The sequence below is a fragment of the Pseudomonas sp. NFX1 genome (genome assembly GCF_051123555.1).
In the GTDB taxonomy this organism is placed as follows: Bacteria; Pseudomonadota; Gammaproteobacteria; order Pseudomonadales; family Pseudomonadaceae; genus Aquipseudomonas; species Aquipseudomonas capeferrum.
Genome location: NZ_CP169366.1, coordinates 128930 through 149752, shown reverse-complemented (window position 1 = coordinate 149752; position 20823 = coordinate 128930). Strand labels below are relative to the sequence as shown.

The window sequence follows — 20823 nt, the reverse complement described above, 5'->3', positions numbered from 1 at the left end:
TCAGGCCTCGGTGAATTCGTTCATCATTTTTTCGATATCGCTCAGGCCGTCGTCGCTCAGCGACAGGCCTTGTTCATCCAGCGCCTGGGCGAACGCGCGCAGCTCGGGGTGGGCGAAGATCAGCCGCAGCGGTATGTCCAGGCCCAGTTCCACGTTGATGCGCGATACTGCTTGCGCCGCCAGCAGGGAGTGGCCGCCGAGTTCGAAGAAGTTGTCGTTCAGGCCGACCTGGCCGAGGTTGAGCAACTGCGCCCAGATCTGCGCCAGTTGCTGTTGCAGTTCGGTCTGCGGCGCTTCGTATTCGTGCTGTGGCTGGCTGGGGTCGGGCAATGGCAGCGCCTTGCGGTCGAGCTTGCCGCTGGGGGTCAGCGGCATGCTCGGCAGGGTCACCAGGTAGGACGGGATCATGTAGTCCGGCAGGCTGGCCTTGAGGTACTGCTTGAGGGCCTGGCGCAGATCGCCGCTGGCGCCTTCAGCAGGTACCGCATAGGCGCACAGCTGCTTGCCGCTGGGCAGGTCGATGGCCAGTACCGTGGCCTCGCGAACGTCCGGGTGCGCGCGCAGGTACTGCTCGATCTCGCCCAGTTCAATGCGGAAGCCGCGCACCTTCACCTGGTGGTCAGCCCGCCCGCGATAGGCCAGCTGCCCATGTGGGTCGTAGTAGCCCAGGTCGCCGGTACGATACAGGCGGCCACCGCCCACGCTGTCGAACGGGTCGGGGATGAAGCGCTCGGCCGTCAGCGACGGGCGCTGGTGGTAACCCCGCGCCAGGCACCCTGCCCCGCCAATGAACAGCTCGCCAGAGACGCCCACTGGGGTCGGCGCCAGGCCGTCGTCCAGTGCGTGCAGGGTACGGCCCGGCAGCGCTCGGCCAATCGGTACACCGCCCTGGCTGATCTGCGCGGGCGTCATCTGAGAGCAGTCGAAAGTGGTGGCCACCACGGTCGCTTCGGTCGGCCCGTAGGTGTTCAGCAGACGCACCGCCGGCGGCCCATCGGCCAGCCAGGCGCGCAGGGCGTCTTCCGGCACCGCTTCACCGCCAACGTGGATCTGTTTGAGCCGGCCATAGGCCTCTGGCCCGCGACGCTCCAGGACCAGCAGGCGCCAGTAGGCGGCGGGCAAGTCGGCCACGGTCACACCGTGGCGGTTGATTTCGTCCAGCAGGGTGGCGGTGTCCCACAGCCGCAGGTCGCGCAGCACCACGCAAGCGCCTTGCGCCAGCGGCGGGAAGAACTGCTCGATAAAGCCGTCGAAGCTGAAGGTGGCGAACTGCAGCACGCGATCACTCGGGCTCAGGCGTGAGTAGTCGGCGGCCACCTGGCAGAACACCGACAGCGCATGGTGGTCGATGGCCACGCCCTTGGGCATGCCGGTGGAGCCCGAGGTGTAGATGACGTAGGCCAGGTTGTGCGGCGCCGCCAGGTTAGGCAGCGGCTCGGCCGGCCAGGCGTGCAGCCACTGGGTGCCGGGTTCGAGCACCAGGCAAGGCAGCTGCGGGTCGAGCTGCAAACGCGCCAGCGACGGCGCATCGGCCAGCAGCAGGCCGATGCCGCTGTCTTCGACCATGTACGCCAGGCGCTCTTGCGGGTAGTCCGGGTCCAGCGGCACATAGGCACCGCCGGCCTTGTGGATGGCGATCAGCGCCAGTGCCATGCCCAGGCCACGCTCGACGGCCACACCCACCAGGCAGTCAGGGCCTACGCCCATTGCACGCAGGCGATGGGCCAACTGAGTGCTGCAGCGGTCCAGCTCGGCATAGCTCAGTTGCTGATCATCGAAGATCAGCGCCACGGCGTCTGGCTGCGCACGCGCCTGGCGCTCCAGCAACTGGTGCGCGCACAGGCCGCTGCTGGCTGCCGGCGGTGGGTTCCAGCCATGGGTCAGTTGGCGACGCTCATCGTCGGCCAGGAAGTCCAGCTCGGCGATGCAGCGCTGCGGCTCGGCGCAGATGGCTTCGAGCAGCGCTTGCCAGTGCCCGGCCATGCGCTCGATGCGCGGCGCATCGAACAGGTCGGTGGAGTAGTTGAACGAGGCGGTCACACCGTCGGAGCGCTCCAGGGTATTGAGCGAGATGTCGTACTGCGCGCCCGGCTCCAGCAAGTCCACTTCGCGGACCTTGAGGCCATGCAGAGCATCGCTGGACACCTGCTCGCCCAGGTCGCGCAAATGGTTGTAAAGCACCTGGAAGAACGGGTTCACGCCCTGGTCGCGCTCTGGGTACAGGGCCTCGGCAACCTCCAGGAACGGCACGTCCTTGTTGGCCTGCGCCTGCAGGGTGGTTTCCTTGATCGCCGCCAGCAACTGCGGAAACGGCAGGCTACCATCGACGCCGACCCGCGCCACCACCACGTTGATGAAGAAGCCGATCAGCCCTTCGAGCTCCAGGCGGTTACGGTTGGTCACTGGGACACCGATGTTGATCGTGCCCTTGCGGCTGTAGCGCGACAGCACGATGGCGTAGGCCGCCAGAAACACATGGAACAGCGTGGCATTGGACGCCACCGCCAGGGCCCTCAGGCGCTCGGTGAGGGCCAACGGCAGGCGCAGGTCGAAGCGGCTGCCCTGGTAACTTTTGGCCGGCGGGCGAATACGGTCGGCGGGCAGTTCGAGCACTTCGAAATCGTCCTCCAGGCGCGCCTTCCAATAGTCGATCTGTGCCTGCATCTGCCCCTCGGCCAGCCATTTGCGCTGCCAGGCGGCGAAATCGGCGTACTGCACCGGCAGCGGCTCGATGGCCCTTGCCTGGCCGCTGGCAGCCGCGTTGTAGGCAGCAGCGAACTCGCGTACCAGCAGGCTCATCGACCAACCATCAGAGACGATGTGGTGCAAGGTCAGCGACAGCAGGTGCTCGTGCGCATGCACCTTGAACAGGCGCGCTCGCAGCAGCGGGCCGTGCTCCAGGTCGAACGTGGTAAAGGCTTCGGCTTCGAGCTTGCGCATCTGCGCGGCCTCGTCCTGGCCGCTGAGGTCTTCGAAGCCGATCGGTACCGAAGCGGCGGGCAGAATGCGCTGCCACGGCAAGCCGTTGGCTTCGACGAACACCGTGCGCAGTGATTCGTGGCGTGCCACCAGCGCATCCAGCGCGGCCTGCACGGCTGCGCGGTCGAGGGCGCCTTGCATGCGCACGGCCATCGGTGTGTTGTAGGCCAGGCTTTGCGGGTTGAGTTTCCAGAACAGCCACTGGCGGTTTTGCGAGCGGGACACCGGCAGCGGCTGCTGGCGGTCGAGGATCTCGATCTCCAGCCCCGCACCCTGCTCGCCCTCGGCCACGGCCTGGGCAAAGGCCTGCAGGTCGAGCGTGTCGAACAGCGTGCGCAGCGGGATGTCCAGGCCCAGGTGCTTGCGCACCCGCGACACGGCCTGGGTGGCCAGCAGCGAATGCCCACCCAGGGCAAAGAAGTTGTCGCCCAGGCCCACGTGCGGCACCTGCAGCACCTCGGCCCAGATCTGCGCCAGTTGCACCTGCAACGGGGTTACCGGTGCCTGGTAGGCCACCTGGGTGGCGACCGGCGTAGGCAGCGCCTTGATGTCGACCTTGCCGTTGACCGTCACCGGCAGGCGCTCCAGCACCATCAGGTGGGTGGGTACCATGTGCTCGGGCAGCAGCCCTTTGAGCGTGGCGCGAATCGCCTCCTGCCAGGCCTGGCTGTCTGCCGGCATCTGGCTCGGCACCAGCCAGGCCGCCAGTTGCAGCTCCGGTGCCTGGCCCTGGACCCGCACCAGGGCATTGGCGACGCCCTCCAGCCCACGCAGCTGGCTCTCGATTTCGGTCAGCTCCACGCGGTAGCCACGGATCTTCACCTGGCCGTCCATGCGCCCGGCAAACTGCAGCTCGCCGGTAGCGCTCTGCCGTACCCAGTCGCCGCTGCGGTACAAGCGCTCGCCATTACCGTTCGGGTCGGGCACAAAACGCTCAGCGGTCAACGCCGGGCGGGCGAGGTAGCCACGGGCAAGGCCTGCCCCGCCGATGTAAAGCTCGCCTTTGGCCTTGGCCGGCAAGGGCTGCAGGCAGCGGTCGAGCACGCTGACGCGTGCATTGGCCAGCGGTTGGCCGAGCGAAGCCTGGTTGTCCAGTTCGGCCACCAGCACGCCGACCGTGGTCTCGGTCGGGCCATAGTGGTTGAACACCTTGAGTGCCGGCGCCAGCGCGCGGATCTTGCCGAGCAGGCCCGGGCTGATGGCTTCGCCGCCGAGTACCAGGCACTGCCCCGGCAGTGCCGAGCGGCCGGCGACCAGCATGGCCTCCAGGTGCGAGGGCACGATTTTCAGTGCATCCACCTGGTGCTGCGCCAGGTAGGCCGCGAAGCCTTCGGCATCCAGTACCTGATCGCGCAGCAGCAGGTGCAAGGTCTGGCCGCCGCACAGGGCGCCGAACAGCATGGTGTGGCCGAGGTCCGCAGCCGGGGTCGAGACCTGCGCCATGCTGTGAATCTGGCTCATCGGCAGGCGCGCGGCGATGCCCTCGACATAGTTGCCCAACGCGCCATGGCTGATCGCAACGCCCTTGGGCTGGCCGGTGGTGCCGGAGGTGTAGATCACATAGGCGAGGTTGCCCGTTGCAACGGCACGCCGTGGGGCGCTTTCACGACCCACCTGGGTGTGTTCCCAGGCCAGCCGATGGACGCCGCCTGGCAGCGCTGCCTGCCCATTGCCGGGCGCCAGCACCAGGCGGGTGCCACTGTCGGCGAGCATGTAGGCCAGGCGTTCGGCCGGTTGCTCGGGCTCCAGTGGCAGGTAGGCGCCGCCCGCCTTGAGCACGCCGAGGATGCTGGCGAGCATGCCGACGCTGCGGTCGGCCAGCACGCCGACCAGGGTGTCCGGCTGCACGCCAGCTTCGACCAGCCTGTCGGCGATGGCCTCGGCACGGGCATCAAGCTCGGCAAAGCTGGCCGCCTCGCCTGCTGCCATCACGGCGGTGCGCTCGGGGTGGCGCTGGGCAGCCTCGGCAAAGCGCTGGTGGACCAACAACGGCTCGGCGGCCTGCCGATGCGCATTCAGGGTGGCGGCCAGGCCTGGCAACGACAACTCGCCCACCGCGCCGGGAGCTTCGTCGGCCAGCGCCTGCACCAGCGCCAGCCATTGTTCGCCAAGGGCTTCGACAGTGGCCGCATCGAACACATCGAGGGCATAGGTGAAGGCAGCATGCAGCTGGCCGGCCCGCTCGTGGGTATCCAGTGCAAGGTCGAAACGGGCGCTGTGCTTTTCCAGGGTGATCGGTGCCAGGCTCAGCCCGGAGCGGGTCTTGATGGCTTCGACATCCGCCACCTGGGCCTGGTGGTTGAACAGCACCCGGAACAGCGGGCTCTCGGTGCTGCGCGGCAGCTCCAGGGCCTCGACCAGTTGTTCGAACGGCAGGTCCTGGTGGCTTTGCGCGCCCACGGCGGTTTCGCGCACGCGCTGCAGCAGGCCGGCGATATCCAGCAGTGGGTCGATTTCGGTGTGCAGCACCTGGGTATTGATGAAGCAGCCGATCAGGCCCTGGCTTTCGGCACGGTTGCGGTTGGCAATGGGCACCCCGACGCGGACGGCACTCTGCCCGCCATAGCGCTGCAGCAGCAGCTTGAAGGCTGCCAGCAGGACCATGAACAGGGTGACGTTGTGCCGACGCGCCAGGCCGCGCAGGCGTTCGGCGACATCGGCGGCAATCGGGAATTCGTGACGCGCGCCGCGGTAGTTCGGCCGACCGCTGCGGGCGCGGTCCAGTGGCAGCTCCAGCGGCGAGTGATCGTCGCCCAGGCGCGCCTGCCAGTACGCCAACTGGCGGTCCTGCTCGCCAGCCTCAAGCCAGCTGCGCTGCCACAGGGCGTAGTCGCGGTACTGGATCGGCAAGGGTTCGAGTGTGGCTTCGGTGCCGGCCACGGCGGCATCGTAGAGGTGCAGGAACTCGTCGATCAGCACGTTCATCGACCAGCCATCGGCGACGATATGGTGCAGGGTCAGCAGCAGCACATGGTCCTGTTCTGCCAGTTGCAGCAGGCGTACGCGTAGCAGCGGGCCGCCGGCCAGGTCGAAGGGGGCCAGGGCCTCTTCTTCGGCGATGGATTCGAGGGCGTGTTGGCGGGCCTCTTCGGCCAGCTCGCTCAAGCCGTCGTGGCGCAGTTGCAGCGGGGCGGCGGCTGCATCGACTTGCTGACGCACGTCATCGCCGTCGGCGACGAAGCGGGTGCGCAGGGTTTCGTGGCGGGCCACCAGGGCATCGAAGGCGTGCTGCAGGGCCACCCGGTTCAGCGGGCCATGCAGGCGCACGGCCATGGGCAGGTTGTAGGCTGCGCCTTGGGGGTCGAGCTGCCAGAGAAACCACATGCGCCGCTGCGCGTAGGACAGCTGGTCACGCTCGTCGACCTCGACACCTGGCGCGATCGGCAGCACGGAGAAGTCCATGCCCTCGCCCTGCAGCGCCTTGAGGAACAGGCGGCGCTTGTCGGGGCTGAGTTCGATGAAGCGGCGAGCGAGTTTGAGCGTCTGTTCAGCATTCATGTCGAGCGATGTCCTGGCAGTCGAGCGGTAACTGTCAGACGAAGGCATGGGGGGCTGATTTAGGGGCGGGGGGATTTGGGGTGGGCCGGTGAGTGCATGCCTTGAGGTTTGCACCCCTGCCCCCCCAAAAAAACCAATCAACGCAAAACCTGCGAATACCCCTCCGCCATCGCCACCACCACCTTGCGCTTCCCGGTAAACGGCGACCGCGCATGGGCCGCAAGCATGTTGTCGAGCATCAGCACATCATTCTCCAGCCAAGGAAAACTGACCGTGCACTCATCCAGCACCCCACGCACTTCATCGAGCAGCGAATCCTCGATGGTCGAACCATCGCCGTAATACACATTCCGCGGCAGGTCCTCCTCCTCGACAATGTCCATCAGCGACTCACGCACCTCCGGCTGCAGGTTCGAGACATGGAACAGGTGCGCCTGGTTGAACCAAACGTCCTCCCCCGTCACCGGATGGTGCGCCACCACCTGGCAGCGCTGCCGGGTGCGCAGTTCGCCATCTTCCTTCCAGATGCATTCAATGGCATGCGCCCGGCAGTACGCCTCGACCTGGCGTGGGTCTTCGGTGTTGAACACCTGCGACCACTCCACATCCAGGCCATTACCGTAGTTGCGCACATACATCAGCCCCTTCTCGACCAGCCGCTCGCGAATACGCGCCGGCATCCGCCGGTAGACCTCGCGGCTGTCGGCAATCGGCGTCTCGCCCCCGGTCTCGGCAGGGATCACGCTGTAGAACCAGATCTTCATCGGCCACTCGAGGGTATAGGCCTGTTCGTTGTGCAAGGGGATGCTCTGGTGCGCCGGGTATTCGGTCGAGGTGTACACCCCTTTGGTCACGTTGCTGCGCGGCGTGGAGCCGAACTCGTAGTTGAGCAGCGGGTGGCCGAAGGCGGCAGCGAACTGGCGGAAAGCCTCGGCCCCACCCACCTGGAAGCCCCTGAACAGGATGCCGCCCGCATGCAGCAGGTGGCGTTCCACCAGCGGCTTCAGTTCTTCGAACGCGTCGAGCAGGTCGATGCCGGGCTCTGGCGCGCGCACCAGCAGCGGCAGGTCGCCGCGGGCGGCGTCCAGGGGTTCGATCGCAAAGCTCAGCAATTCACTCATGTACCGTCACCTCAAGCCAGGGCCGCCATGGCGGCGAAATCGGATGCTGCGCCATCAGGGCGCCTGACTAGATGAACGAGCGTGCCCGGCAGAAATTCACCCGTCCCCACTCACAAGGTAAAGCGAACGCGCGCCGGTTCGTCTGAACGATGTGCACCCTTTTATCGTCCAGGAACCTTACATGACTCGCCAGCTTCTGCTCCTCGCCCTGCTTGCCGCGGCCCCTGCCGTGGCCTGGTCGGCCGAGGACTGCGCCGTAGAGATCCACGGCACCGACCAGATGACCTTCGACAAGGTCGAAATCACCGTACCCAAGGCCTGCACGTCGTTCACCGTCACCCTCGCCCACCCCGGCCAGATGCCCAAGAACGTCATGGGCCACAACTGGGTACTGAGCACCCAGGCAGACATGCAAGGCGTGCTGGACGATGGCCTGAAGGCCGGTGAGGCACAGGATTACGTGAAGCCAGGCGACACCCGGGTGCTCGCCCATACCCGCCTGATCGGCGGCGGTGAAACAGACAGCGTCATCCTCGACACCCGGTCGTTGAAGGCCGGGACCGCCTACAGCTTCTACTGCTCGTTCCCGTTCCACAGCACCTTGATGAAGGGCACCCTGGCCCTCGGGAGCTGACCCCGCTGCGCCGCCCACCCCCACTCCATCACCGAGATCGCGCTTCATGAAAACGTCTTCCCCCGGGGCCATCCGCGAATTGCTGGGCCTGCTGAAACCCTACCGCCCGGCGGTCATCGTCTCGGTGCTGCTGGGCATGGTCGGCGGCTTGGCCGTGACCGCGCTGCTGGCCACCGTCAACCAGGGCCTGCATGCCGCCGACGGCATGAGCCAGAGTGTGATCCTGGCCTTCGCCGGCCTGTGCGTGCTGGCACTGGTGAGCAGCGTGGCCGCCGACAGCGGCACCAACTACGTCGGCCAGAAGGTCATTGCCCGGCTGCGCAAAGACCTGGGCGCCAAGGTGCTGTCTGCGCCCATCGAGCAGATCGAGCGCTACCGCACCCACCGCCTGATCCCGGTGCTGACCCGCGACGTCGACACCATCAGCGACTTCGCCTTCGCCTTCGCGCCGCTGGCGATCTCACTCACCACCGTGATCGGCTGCATGGCCTACCTGGCCTGGCTGTCGTGGCCGATCTTCCTCATCACCCTGGTGGCGATCGGCATTGGCAGCGCGATTCAGTACGTCGCCCGGCAAAAAGGCGTGGCCGGCTTCAACGCCGCCCGCGACGCCGAGGACAACCTGCAAAAGCACTACTCGGCGATCGCCGAAGGCGCCAAGGAGCTGCGCATCGACCGCCGCCGCCGCCACGCCATGCTGACCCGCAATATTCAGGGCACGGCGGACTTCATCGCCAACACCCACATCCGCTCCATCAACATTTTCGTGGCAGCGAAGAGCCTGGGTTCGATGCTGTTCTTCGTGGTCATCGGCTTGACCCTGGCCCTGCAATCGCTGTGGCCGAGCAACGACCCAGCGGTGATGAGCGGCTTCGTGCTGGTGCTGCTGTACATGAAAGGCCCGCTGGAGACGCTGATCGGCAACCTGCCGATTCTCGGCCGCGCCCAGGTGGCGTTCCGCCGCATCGCCGACCTGTCCGAGCGCTTCTCCTCGCCCGAACCGCACCTGCTGCTGGACCAGCCGGTCAAACGCAGCGCCCCGGGCAGCGCCCACCTGGAGCTGCACAATGTCGAATACGCCTACCCACCGGTGGACGGCAAAGAGCCGTTTCGCGTGGGGCCGGTAAACCTGAGCATCGAGCCGGGCGAGATCCTGTTCATCGTCGGTGAGAACGGCTGCGGCAAGACCTCGCTGATCAAGCTGCTGCTGGGCCTGTATACCCCGCAGCGCGGCGAAGTGCGCCTGAACGGCGTGGCAGTCGGGCCGGAAGAGCTGGACGATTATCGCCAGCTGTTCACCACCGTGTTCGCCGATTACTACCTGTTCGAAGACCTGCCCGAGCACGAGCACAGCCTGCCGAGTGATGCCACGCGCTACCTGGAGCGGCTGGAGATTGCGCACAAGGTCAGCGTGCGCGATGGCGCGTTTACCACCACCGACCTGTCGACCGGGCAGCGCAAGCGCCTGGCCCTGGTCAATGCATGGCTGGATGGCCGGCCGGTGCTGGTGTTCGACGAATGGGCGGCCGACCAGGACCCGACCTTCCGCCGGGTGTTCTATACCGAGCTGCTGCCGGACCTGAAGCGGCTGGGCAAGACCATCATCGTGATTTCGCATGATGACCGGTACTTCGATACGGCGGACAAGGTGGTGCACCTTAGCCGCGGGAAGGTGGTTGAGGCGCTGGAGCCGGCGTGAGATAGCGTTGTGAGGGCTTGAGGGGCGGTCAGGATAATGACCGCCTTTTTTGTGCGCGCTGAGAATGCATGGGGGCAGCAAAGGGCTTGTCTTGGTATTTATAGCGCCGGGAAGATCGAGCGCCGCCCGCGCGGCGCATCGCGAGCAAGCTCGCTCCTACATCCGTTTCGGGCCAGTTACGCCTGTGCCACCGCGCGCGACCGCCTTGTTTTTTCGACTCGAAAATGAGGCGGGCACCAAGGGGTCGCGCGCGGTGGCTTCAGGATTAATTGGCCCGAAACGGATGTAGGAGCGAGCTTGCTCGCGATGCGCCGCGCGGGCGGCGCTCGATATAGGCACCCCTGCAAAACTAAAGACAGGCACATAGTTGCCTTCACCCTATCGCCCGACGAATACATCGCAGCCATCCGTCCACAACATTTCGCGAAAAGCCCGTCAGTCCGCCAACTGGCAACCCTCTATATTCGCACTGATGGTGCATTACAAGGGCTTTGCTGATCACGCCCCCGCAAGCGCCAGGCCCCCCTGGCGCTGCATGCGAGTAGAAATCAGAACAACCAGCGATACAACAGATACGCCACCACCACCGCCAACACCGGCCGCAAAATGCGGTAGGCCTTGGGGTTGGCGCGCTTGAACTGCTTCACATGGCCACTGATCTTGTTGCTGAAGCGCTTGCTCCAGGCATACGCCTGGTTGATCCCACCCACGCGCTCGTCGTCGGTGTTCTGCGGCGCGGTGGCGCGGCCGAGGAAGGCACTGACCTGGCGGTTGATGCGGGTCATCAGCGGGCTGCTCAGCGGGCGCTCGATGTCGCAGAACAGGATCACGCGGGTGACGTCGGTTTCGTTCTTGACCCAGTGCACGTAGGTTTCGTCGAACATCACATCCTCACCGTCACGCCAGGCGTATTCCTCACCGTCGACGTAGATGCGGCAAGCATCGGAGTTAGGTGTGGCCAAGCCCAGGTGATAGCGCAAGGAGCCGGCGAACGGATCGCGGTGCGGGTTCAGGTGGCTGCCGCCCGGCAACAAGGCGAACATCGCGCCCTTGACGTTGGGGATGCTGCTGACCAGCTCGACGGTGCGCGGGCACAGGGCTTCGGCCGATGGCAGCGGTTTGTCGTACCACTTCAGGTAGAAGCGCTTCCAGCCCTTCTTGAAGAACGAGCCGAAGCCTGCGTCGTTGTCTTTTTCAGCAGCGCGAATATAGCCCTCGTCGAACAGGCGCATGGCCTCTTCGCGGATGTCCTGCCAGTTGTCCTTCAGCACATCCAGCTCGGGGAAACGCTGGCGGTCCAGGTAAGGCTTGGACGGCACGCCGGAGAACAGGTACATCAGGGCGTTATACGGGGCGAACAGCGCCGAATGGTTGACGAACTGGCGCAGCACCGGCAGGCGCGCCTTGCCGCGCAGGTGCACGAAGAGCACGCTGCCGAAAAACACCAGCAGGACACCCGCCTTGGCTGCAAAGGAAAAGGTCATGCAACACTCCTTGGAAAGGAAACAGGCCTGCGCTGCCTGCTCCCAAAAAAATCATCCGGCCATCATAAACCCATCCCGCCCCGGTACAAACAACCTGGGCGGGATCTGAGTCATGAAGATTTTGCAATAAACCGGATCACCGAGTGTTGCGCCTGGTCAGCGGACGGGGTGTTTACTGCTGGTTTTCCTGCTCGCTGAACAGGTCGCTGAACAACATGCTCGACAGGTAACGCTCGCCCGAGTCGGGCAAAATTACGACGATGGTCTTACCCTGCATCTCCGGTTTTTCAGCCAGGCGCACCGCTGCCGCCATTGCTGCGCCACAGGAAATACCGCACAGAATGCCCTCCTCCTGCATCAGGCGGATAGCCATGGCCTTGGACTCTTCGTCGGTCACCGTCTCGACCTGGTCGACGATGGAGAGGTCGAGGTTTTTCGGCACGAAGCCTGCGCCAATGCCCTGGATCTTGTGCGGGCTGGGCTTGAGTTCTTCACCGGCCAGGGTCTGGCTGATCAGCGGCGAGGCCAGCGGCTCCACCGCCACCGACAAAATCGACTTGCCTTGGGTGTGCTTGATGTAGCGCGACACGCCAGTGATGGTACCGCCCGTACCCACACCCGCCACCAGCACATCGACCGCGCCGTCGGTGTCGTTCCAGATCTCGGGGCCGGTGGTTTTTTCATGGATCGCCGGGTTGGCCGGGTTTTCGAACTGGCCTGGCAGGAAGTACTGGGCCGGGTCGGAGGCGACGATTTCGTTGGCCTTCTCGATCGCGCCCTTCATGCCCTTGGCCGGCTCGGTCAGCACCAGCTCGGCGCCCAGCGCCTTGAGCACCTTGCGCCGCTCCAGGCTCATCGAGGCCGGCATGGTCAGGATCAGCTTGTAGCCTCGGGCGGCGGCGACGAATGCCAGGCCAATGCCGGTGTTGCCCGAGGTGGGCTCGACGATGGTCATGCCGGGCTTGAGCTTGCCGCTGCTCTCGGCGTCCCAGACCATGTTCGCGCCGATCCGGCATTTGACCGAGTAGCCCGGGTTGCGCCCTTCGATCTTGGCCAGGATGGTGACCCCGCGCGGGGCGATGCGGTTGATCTGTACCAGCGGCGTGTTGCCGATGGAGTGGGCGTTGTCTGCGTAGATACGGCTCATGGCAGGGGTCCTTGAACGTGAAGAAGCAGGGAAAGACTTCAAGGGTAAGCCTGCCCCGTTGGCCCGTAAAGCCTGTTCGAACTCCCGAGCGGCGCCTGCGGTCAACCACACATCCTGCCTTGGAGAGCCGACAATGAAAGGTCGCTATCGCTGGCCGCTGGTCGGCCTGGCCAGCCTGGTCGTGCTGCTGGTCGCCCTGCACCTGGCCCTGCCCTACCTGGTGCGCGACTACCTCAACGACAAACTGGCCGACATGGGCGACTACCGCGGCCAGGTCGTTGACGTGGACCTGGCCTGGTGGCGCGGCGCGTACCAGATCAACGGCCTGAAAATCGTCAAGACCACCGGCAAGGTCCCGGTGCCGCTGCTCGACGCGCCGTTGATCGACCTCTCGGTCAGCTGGCATGCACTGTGGTACGACCGCGCCGTGGTGGCCGAGGTGACCTTCGTGCGGCCCGAGCTGAACTTCGTCGATGGCGGCAGCAAGCAGTCTTCGCAGACTGGCCAGGGCACCGACTGGCGCCAGCAGCTGGAAAAACTGCTGCCCATCACCCTCAACGAAGTACGCATTCAAGATGGCGTGCTGACCTTTCGCAACTTCACCTCCAAGCCGCCGGTCGACCTCAAGGCCACCCAGCTCGACGCGCGCATTCGCAACCTGACCAACGTGCGCAATGAGAAAGGCCGGCGCGACGCCAGTTTCGACGCCCATGCCCTGTTATTTGGCGATGCCAAGGTCGAGAGCCGCGCCACGTTCGACCCCTTCAGCGACTTCGACGACTTCGAGTTCCGCCTGCGTGCCACCGGCATACAGCTGCGCCAACTCAATGACTTCGCCAGTGCCTATGGCAAGTTCGATTTCAATGCCGGGCACGGCGACCTGGTGATCGAAGCGCAGGCCGAGAACGGGCGGCTCAATGGCTATATCAAGCCGCTGCTGCGCGATGTCGATGTGTTCAACTGGCAGCAGGATGTGCAGGACAAAGACAAGGGCTTCTTCCGCTCGGTGTGGGAGGCATTGGTGGGGGCGACTGAAACCGTGCTGAAGAACCAGCCGAAAAACCAATTCGCCACCCGCGTAGAGCTTAGTGGCAGCGTGCACAAGCAGGATGTCAGCGCTTTCGAGGCTGTCTTGCAGATACTGCGCAACGGCTTTGTCCAGGCATTCAATGCCCGCTATGAGCAGCCTGCGCCCAAGCCTGACTGAAAGCGCGTGACGGGGCATTCAGGGACTGAATACCCGGTCTGCGTTTGCAGGCGTCTGGGGCCGGGGTATAGTCGCTGACAAACGATAAACATGTGTTGCCTGCCCCGCAAAGGGCCGGCCCAGGCACCCCGCAGAGGACACTCCCATGAAGTTCGAAGGCACCCGCGACTACGTCGCCACAGACGACCTGAAACTGGCGGTAAACGCGGCCATCACCCTCGAACGCCCGCTGCTGGTCAAAGGCGAGCCGGGCACCGGCAAGACCATGCTCGCCGAGCAGCTCGCCGCCTCCTTCGGCGCCCGCCTGATCACCTGGCACATCAAATCCACCACCAAGGCCCACCAGGGCCTCTACGAATACGATGCGGTCAGCCGCCTGCGCGACTCGCAGCTGGGTACCGAAAAAGTCCACGATGTGCGCAACTACCTGAAAAAGGGCAAGCTCTGGGAGGCTTTCGAGGCTGAAGAGCGGGTGATTCTGCTGATCGACGAAATCGACAAGGCCGACATCGAGTTCCCCAACGACCTGTTGCAAGAGCTCGACAAGATGGAGTTCTACGTCTACGAAACAGACGAGACCATCAAGGCGAAGCAACGCCCGATCATCATCATCACCTCGAACAACGAAAAAGAACTGCCGGACGCCTTCCTGCGCCGCTGCTTCTTCCACTACATCGCCTTCCCCGACCGCACTACGCTGCAACAGATCGTCGACGTGCACTACCCGAACATCAAGCAATCGCTGGTCAGCGAGGCGCTGGACGTGTTCTTCGACGTGCGCAAGGTGCCGGGCCTGAAGAAAAAGCCCTCCACCTCCGAGCTGGTCGACTGGCTCAAGCTGCTGATGGCCGACAACATCGGCGAAGCGGTACTGCGCGAGCGTGACCCAACCAAAGCCATCCCGCCGCTGGCAGGCGCCCTGGTGAAGAACGAGCAGGACGTGCAGCTGCTCGAGCGCCTGGCCTTCATGAGCCGGCGCGGCAACCGCTGACAGGAGCCGGTCATGCTGCTCAACCTGTTCAACGAAATGCGCGCGGCCAAGGTGCCGGTGTCGGTACGCGAACTGCTCGACCTGCTGAACGCCCTGCAGCAACGCGTGGTGTTCGCCGACATGGACGAGTTCTACTACCTGGCGCGGGCCATCCTGGTGAAGGACGAGCGCCATTTCGACAAGTTCGACCGGGCCTTTTCCGCCTACTTCAAAGGCCTGGAAAACCTCGACCGCCACCTCGAAGCGCTGATCCCCGAAGACTGGCTACGCAAGGAGTTCGAGCGTTCGCTGACGGATGAGGAGCGTGCACAGATCCAGTCCCTGGGTGGCCTGGACAAGCTGATCGAAGAGTTCAAGAAGCGCCTCGAAGAGCAAAAGGAACGCCACGCCGGCGGCAACAAGTGGATCGGCACCGGCGGCACCAGCCCGTTCGGCTCGGGCGGTTTCAACCCCGAAGGCATCCGCGTGGGCGAAGCCGGCCAGCGCCAGGGCAAGGCGGTCAAAGTGTGGGACCAGCGCGAGTACAAGAACCTCGACGACCAGGTCGAGCTGGGCACGCGCAACATCAAGCTGGCCCTGCGCCGGCTGCGCAAGTTCGCCCGGGAAGGCGCGGCCGAAGAGCTGGATATCGACGGCACCATCGACCACACCGCCCGCGACGCCGGGCTGCTGAACATCCAGATGCGCCCGGAGCGGCGCAACACCGTGAAGCTGCTGTTGCTGTTCGACATCGGCGGCTCGATGGATGCCCACGTCAAAGTCTGCGAAGAGCTGTTTTCGGCCTGCAAGACCGAGTTCAAGCACCTGGAGTATTACTACTTCCATAACTTCGTGTATGAGTCGGTGTGGAAGAACAACCTGCGGCGTACGTCGGAGCGCTTCTCCACCTTCGACCTGCTGCACAAGTATGGCGATGACTACAAGGTGGTGTTCGTCGGCGATGCGGCCATGGCGCCCTACGAGATCACCCAGCCGGGTGGCAGCGTGGAGCACTGGAACGAAGAAGCTGGGTATGTGTGGATGCAACGCTTCATGGAGAAATTCAAGAAGATCATCTGGATCAACCCTTATCCGAAGCAGGCGTGGGACTACACCGCGTCCACGCATTTGGTGCGGGATCTGATCGAGGACAAGATGTATCCGCTGACCCTGCAAGGGTTGGAGGATGGGATGCGGTACCTGTCCAAGTAAAGCTGCCTGTACCGGCCTCTTCGCGGGGCAAGCCCGCCCCCACAGGTGCTCACTGTTCTGAGGACGGTGAAGTACCCAGTGGGAGCGGGCTTGCCCCGCGAAGAGGCCGGTAGATTTACCGCCAGTGCCCCAGGCAAGACTGCTGCTCCCGCCAAGCCTCCTCCTGTACCACTGCCCTGAACCGCACCGCCGCCCCCGGCATGCACTGCGCCAGCTGCGCCAACGCCAACGGCGTCAACGCCCCCAGCCGCGGATAACCGCCAATGGTCTGCCGGTCATTGAGCAATACGATCGGCTGCCCGTCGGGCGGCACCTGCACCGCGCCCAGCGGAATGCCTTCGGAAATCATCGGCGCGCCCTGGTAAACCAACTGCGGCCCGAGCAACCGGATCCCCATGCGGTCCGCCCGGCTGTCCAGGGTCCAGTCACTGTTGAACGCCTCGAACAAACTGGTACCGCTGAAATCCCCGATCTGCGCGCCCATCACCAGGTCGAGTACAGGCTTTGCCGAGTAGACCGGTCGCAACGCTCCAGGCACTTCACGCAAGGCCGCTGCTGAACCAGCAAATGCCAACACCTGCCCTTTACTCAGCGCCTCCCCTCGCCCATCGATGCCGCCCAGCGCTTCACGTACAACAGTGGCGCAACTGCCCAGCACCCCCTCGGCCTGGAAGCCGCCCGGCGCCGCAAGATAAGCGCGCGCACCCTGCTTCGGTTGCTTGAGGGTCAACCGCTGACCTTTGGCCAAGGCAAAACTGCGCCAGGGCGCCAAGGGCTGATCGCCAACCCGCGCATCCAGGTCGGCACCGGCCAGCGCCAGTACGCAATCCTCCTCAGCCACCACGCTGAAACCACCCAGCGCCACCTCGATCACCGGCGCACCCAGCGGATTGCCCAGCAGCCAGTTGGCCCAGTGCATCGCCACCCAGTCCAGCGCCCCACCTTGGGTCACGCCCAGGTGACGCACGCCAAAGCGCCCGGCATCCTGCAACTGGCACAGCGCGGTGCTGGCTTCGATCTTCAACTGCGTCATGCCTGTGCCTCCAGCGGGCTGTCATCTCCGCCCAACGCCATGAACTCGGCGTGGGTAACCGCCACGAAGCGTACCCGGTCGCCCGGTTGCAACAGGCTGTAGCCCTCACGCTCACGGTCGAACAGGCGCACCGGGGTGCGCCCGATCAGGTTCCAGCCGCCTGGCGATACCGCCGGGTAAGCGGCGGTCTGGCGCTCGGCAATGCCCACACTGCCAGCTGTCACGCGCTTGCGAGGGGTGCTCAGGCGCGGCGTGGCCAGGCGTTCGTCCACCAACCCCATGAAGCCGAAGCCCGGCGCAAAGCCCAGGGCGAAAACCGGGTACTCGCGCCCGGTGTGCAAGCGAACCACTTCGGCCTCGGTCAGCCCGCTTCGGCTGGCCAAGGCAGGCAGCTCGGGGCCGACACTGGCGTGGTACCACACCGCAATCTCATGGCGCCGACCACTGTTGCCTGCATCAGGCTGCAACCCCTCCAGCGCCTGGGCGATCAACGCCCTCGCCGTGCTCGGCGCACTGTCGTACTGCACCATCAAGGTGGTGTAGGACGGCACCAGCTCAATCAACCGCTCGCCGAAGGCTGCACGCAAGCGCTGGCAGGCCGCGAGGATCCACGGCATGTTGGCTTCGTCGATGGTGTCGAACAGGCGCACCATCAGGCTGTCGATGGCGACCACTTCAATGCGCAGCTTCATGCCCGCTCCAGCGCATCGAGGGCTTGGCGGATCTGCCGCACCGCCGCCACTGAACTGTCGTTGTCGCCGTGCACGCACAGGGTACTGGCCTGCAGGTGCAGCGCACTGCCATCGTCCGCCACCAGCGCTTCGCCACGGGCCAGGCGCAGCGCCTGCTCGACCACCAGCGCCGGGTCGTGATGCACGGCGCCAGGCAGGCGCCGCGACACCAGGTGGCCGCTGGCGGTGTAGGCCCGGTCGGCAAAGGCCTCGAACCACAGCCGCACGCCAATTTCGTCGCCCAGGGCCTGGGCTGCACGGTTATCGGCGGTGGCCATGAGCATCAGCGGCAGGCTGCTGTCGTAGGCCGCCACGGCTTCGAGCACCGCGCGCAACTTGAGCGGGTCGGCCATCATGTCGTTGTACAGCGCACCATGGGGTTTGACGTAAGCCACTCGGCCGCCGAGCACCTTGCAGATGCCGTCCAGCGCACCGATCTGGTAGTGCAGCAGGTCGCGGATTTCGTCCTGGCTGCAGGCCATGGCGCGGCGGCCGAAGCCAACCAGGTCCGGGTAGGCCGGATGCGCGCCGATGGTCACCCCATGCGCCAGGGCCATTTCCACCGTGCGGCGCATGATGCCGGGGTCACCGGCATGGTAGCCGCAGGCGATGTTGGCGCAATCGATATACGGCATCACCTCGGCGTCCAGGCCCATGCGCCAACTGCCGAAACTTTCGCCCATGTCGCAATTGAGAAGCAGGCGTTCCACCACACAGACTCCCTTGTCGATGTTCATAGGCCTACCTTACCGTGCCTGGAGTTGTTTGCCGCGTGTTTCCGGCAGGCTGAGCGCCGCCAGAATGACCACGCCATACGACACCGCAGAGAACACGCCAATACCCAGCCCCAGCGGCACCTTCTCGCCGAGCATGCCGATCAGCAACGGGAACAGCGCAGCGATGACCTTGCCGATGTTGTAGCAAAAGCCCTGCCCCGAGCCGCGGATGCGCGTGGGGAACAATTCGGTCAGGAAGGCCCCCATGCCGCTGAAAATGCCCGAGGCAAAGAAACCCAGCGGGAAGCCCAGCCACAGCATCACGCCATCGCTGACCGGCATCTGCGTGTACAGCAGCACGATGACGAACGAGCCCACGGCGAACAGGATGAAGTTTTTCTTGCGCCCCAGCAGGTCAGACAAATAAGCGCTGACCACATAGCCGATGTAAGACCCCACGATCACCATCGCCAGGTAGCCACCAGTGCCCAGCACGCTCAGGCCACGTTCGTTCTTGAGAAAGGTCGGCAGCCACGAGGTGATCGCGTAGTAGCCGCCCAGCGCACCGGTGGTCAGCAAAGAAGCGCGTACGGTGGTCCAGAGCATGCCAGGGGCGAAAATTTCGTAGAAGTGCGACGGCGCCTCGGCCTTTGCAGCGGCCTTGGCCTCGCGGTACACCTCGGGGTCCTTGACCAGGCGGCGCACGAAGATCACGAACACGGCCGGCACGATGCCCAGCAGGAACAACGCACGCCAGGCCTGCTCGGGTGGCAGGTAGGAGAACAGCAAGGCATAGAGGATCGCCGTCAGGCCCCAGCCGAGCGCCCAGCCCGACTGCACCATGCCCACGGCCTTGCCGCGGTGCTCGGCGCGGATCACTTCACCGATCAGCACCGCACCCGCCGTCCATTCGCCGCCAAAGCCAAAGCCCATCAGGGTACGGGCGATCAACAGTTGCTCGTAGCTTTGCGCAAAGCCGCACAGGAAGGTGAAGAACGCGAACCACAGCACCGTCAGTTGCAGGGTGCGAACACGGCCGATGCGGTCGGAGAGGATGCCGGCGACCCAGCCGCCGACAGCCGAGGCGATCAGGGTGCTGGTGTGGATCAGCCCGGCCTCGGCGGTGCTGATGCCCCAAATCAGGATCAGCGTGGGGATGACGAAGCTGAGCATCTGCGTGTCCATGCCGTCCAGGCCATAGCCGATCTTGCAGCTCCAGAAAGTACGCCGTTGCTGTTTGTCGATGTCGCGATACCAGGCGAAGGGCCCGGTCGAAGGAGGTGTAGCGACCTGCTGCTGCACGCCGGTGGGGTTCATGCTTGCCTCGGCTTGTTGGTATTGTTTTATGGAGCGACCAGATGCGTCGCGGCCTGGGCATCATTGTTCAGAGGCCGCGCGACTTGCGTCCAACGAGAAAAACCCCCGGTCTGGAACAAGAAAAACTGATCATGAACCTTCGCTTCCTCGAAACCTTCGTCTGGGTCGCCCGGCTCAAGAGCTTCCGCCTGACGGCAGAAAAGCTGTTCACCACCCAGGCCTCGGTCTCCAGCCGCATCGCCGCGCTGGAGGCTGACCTGGGCGTCAAACTGCTGCTGCGCGACTCACGCGGCGTCAGCCTGACCCCAGAGGGCAGCAAGGTGCTGGAGTACGCCGAGCGTATGCTCGACACCGCCAAGGCCATGAAGCAGTCGCTGGACAGCGACCGGGCCAAGGTCGGGCGCATCCGCATCGGCGTGATGGACACGGTGATCCACACCTGGATGAGCGCGCTGGTGGCCGCGTTGACCGAACGTTACCCGCAGGTGGAGATCGAGCTGGTGGCCGATACCGCGCTGAACCTGCGCGAGCAGCTGCAAAAAGGCTTTCTCGATGTGATCCTGCAGACCGACCTGTTGCGCGAACAGTCGATCCGCAGCCTGGACCTGGCGCGCTACCCGATGGGCTGGATCGTCGCCGCAGGCTCGCTCCAGCAGCGCGATTATGCCTCGCTGGCCGAGCTTGGCCGCGAGCGCATCGTGACCTTTTCGAAGAACTCACGGCCGCATCAGGAGGTACTCAGCCTGCTGCAGGGCGCCGGGGTGCAAACACCGCGCTTGAATTGCGTGAACTCGGTGGCGGCGATTACCCGGCTACTGCGTGACGGCTTCGCGATCGGTGCGCTGCCACCGGCCCTGGTGGATGCGGAGCTGGGCCTTGGCGAGTTGGTGCTGCTGGAGGGCTTGCAACCCCCCCCGAGCCTGGAACTGGTGGTGGCCTGGCAGACCGGCGTGGCATTGGTGGATGAGGTGGTAGGGGTTTGCCGGCAGGTGCTGGAACAATATGCGCGGGATGTGGGGGCCCAGAGAATTGTGCTGGTTGCACCGTAGGTGCTTGCCATTGGATATGCTGTGTC

At 64.8% G+C, this 20823-nt stretch carries 14 protein-coding genes; 6 read left to right on the top strand and 8 right to left on the bottom strand.

The genetic code is table 11. The features are described from left to right. Positions 1-6477 (bottom strand): amino acid adenylation domain-containing protein, encoded by a 6477-nt coding sequence (locus DJ563_RS00705; protein WP_434518656.1) that lies wholly within the window; start codon positions 6475-6477, stop codon positions 1-3. Between the two features lie 137 nt (positions 6478-6614). Beyond that, a complete protein-coding gene (locus DJ563_RS00700; RefSeq protein WP_434518655.1) occupies positions 6615-7598 on the bottom strand; it encodes a TauD/TfdA family dioxygenase in 984 nt (327 codons plus the stop codon). 181 nt (positions 7599-7779) lie between these two features. Between DJ563_RS00700 and azu the strand changes: the two genes are divergently transcribed. Then, the gene (azu, locus tag DJ563_RS00695) at positions 7780-8232 is read left to right on the top strand and encodes an azurin (protein ID WP_434518654.1); all 453 of its coding nucleotides are present in this window, start codon (positions 7780-7782) and stop codon (positions 8230-8232) included. 46 nt (positions 8233-8278) lie between these two features. Further along, positions 8279-9931, top strand: coding sequence for a cyclic peptide export ABC transporter (locus DJ563_RS00690; protein ID WP_434518653.1), 1653 nt, complete (start codon positions 8279-8281; stop codon positions 9929-9931). A gap of 548 nt (positions 9932-10479) precedes the next feature. Here DJ563_RS00690 and DJ563_RS00685 read toward each other — a convergent pair. Next, entirely contained in the window at positions 10480-11415 is a 936-nt protein-coding gene (locus DJ563_RS00685; RefSeq protein ID WP_047583953.1) for an aspartyl/asparaginyl beta-hydroxylase domain-containing protein, read from the bottom strand. Between the two features lie 172 nt (positions 11416-11587). Continuing rightward, complete coding sequence (cysK, locus tag DJ563_RS00680; protein ID WP_033699727.1) at positions 11588-12562, bottom strand: cysteine synthase A; 975 nt, start codon at positions 12560-12562, stop codon at positions 11588-11590. A 133-nt stretch (positions 12563-12695) separates the two neighbouring features. Between cysK and DJ563_RS00675 the strand changes: the two genes are divergently transcribed. From DJ563_RS00675 to DJ563_RS00665, 3 genes are all read left to right on the top strand, one after another. Then, positions 12696-13769 (top strand): DUF748 domain-containing protein, encoded by a 1074-nt coding sequence (locus tag DJ563_RS00675; protein ID WP_227696307.1) that lies wholly within the window; start codon positions 12696-12698, stop codon positions 13767-13769. A 145-nt stretch (positions 13770-13914) separates the two neighbouring features. Continuing rightward, the gene (locus tag DJ563_RS00670; protein ID WP_033699731.1) at positions 13915-14760 is read left to right on the top strand and encodes an AAA family ATPase; all 846 of its coding nucleotides are present in this window, start codon (positions 13915-13917) and stop codon (positions 14758-14760) included. Positions 14761-14772: 12 nt separating this feature from the next. Further along, positions 14773-15951 carry a vWA domain-containing protein gene (locus DJ563_RS00665; RefSeq protein ID WP_033699733.1) on the top strand — a complete coding sequence of 393 codons (1179 nt, stop codon included), beginning with the start codon at positions 14773-14775 and terminating at the stop codon, positions 15949-15951. A 115-nt stretch (positions 15952-16066) separates the two neighbouring features. Here DJ563_RS00665 and DJ563_RS00660 read toward each other — a convergent pair whose 3' ends face one another. Genes DJ563_RS00660 through DJ563_RS00645 form a run of 4 tightly spaced genes read right to left on the bottom strand, consistent with a single transcriptional unit; the run spans position 16067 to position 19748 of the window. Next, positions 16067-16984: a biotin-dependent carboxyltransferase family protein gene (locus tag DJ563_RS00660; RefSeq protein ID WP_434518652.1), complete on the bottom strand. Its 918-nt coding sequence runs from the start codon at positions 16982-16984 to the stop codon at positions 16067-16069. Then, the gene (pxpB, locus tag DJ563_RS00655) at positions 16981-17676 is read right to left on the bottom strand and encodes a 5-oxoprolinase subunit PxpB (protein ID WP_274099142.1); all 696 of its coding nucleotides are present in this window, start codon (positions 17674-17676) and stop codon (positions 16981-16983) included. The genes DJ563_RS00660 and pxpB overlap by 4 nt, the downstream gene beginning before the upstream one ends. Beyond that, entirely contained in the window at positions 17673-18452 is a 780-nt protein-coding gene (locus DJ563_RS00650) for a 5-oxoprolinase subunit PxpA (protein WP_434518651.1), read from the bottom strand. Before DJ563_RS00650 ends, pxpB begins: the two co-directional genes overlap by 4 nt. A gap of 9 nt (positions 18453-18461) precedes the next feature. Then, positions 18462-19748, bottom strand: a complete 1287-nt coding sequence (locus DJ563_RS00645; RefSeq protein ID WP_274099144.1) for an MFS transporter — start codon at positions 19746-19748, stop codon at positions 18462-18464. Between the two features lie 131 nt (positions 19749-19879). Between DJ563_RS00645 and DJ563_RS00640 the strand changes: the two genes are divergently transcribed. Beyond that, entirely contained in the window at positions 19880-20797 is a 918-nt protein-coding gene (locus DJ563_RS00640) for a LysR family transcriptional regulator (RefSeq protein ID WP_274099145.1), read from the top strand. Positions 20798-20823: the final 26 nt, after the last annotated feature.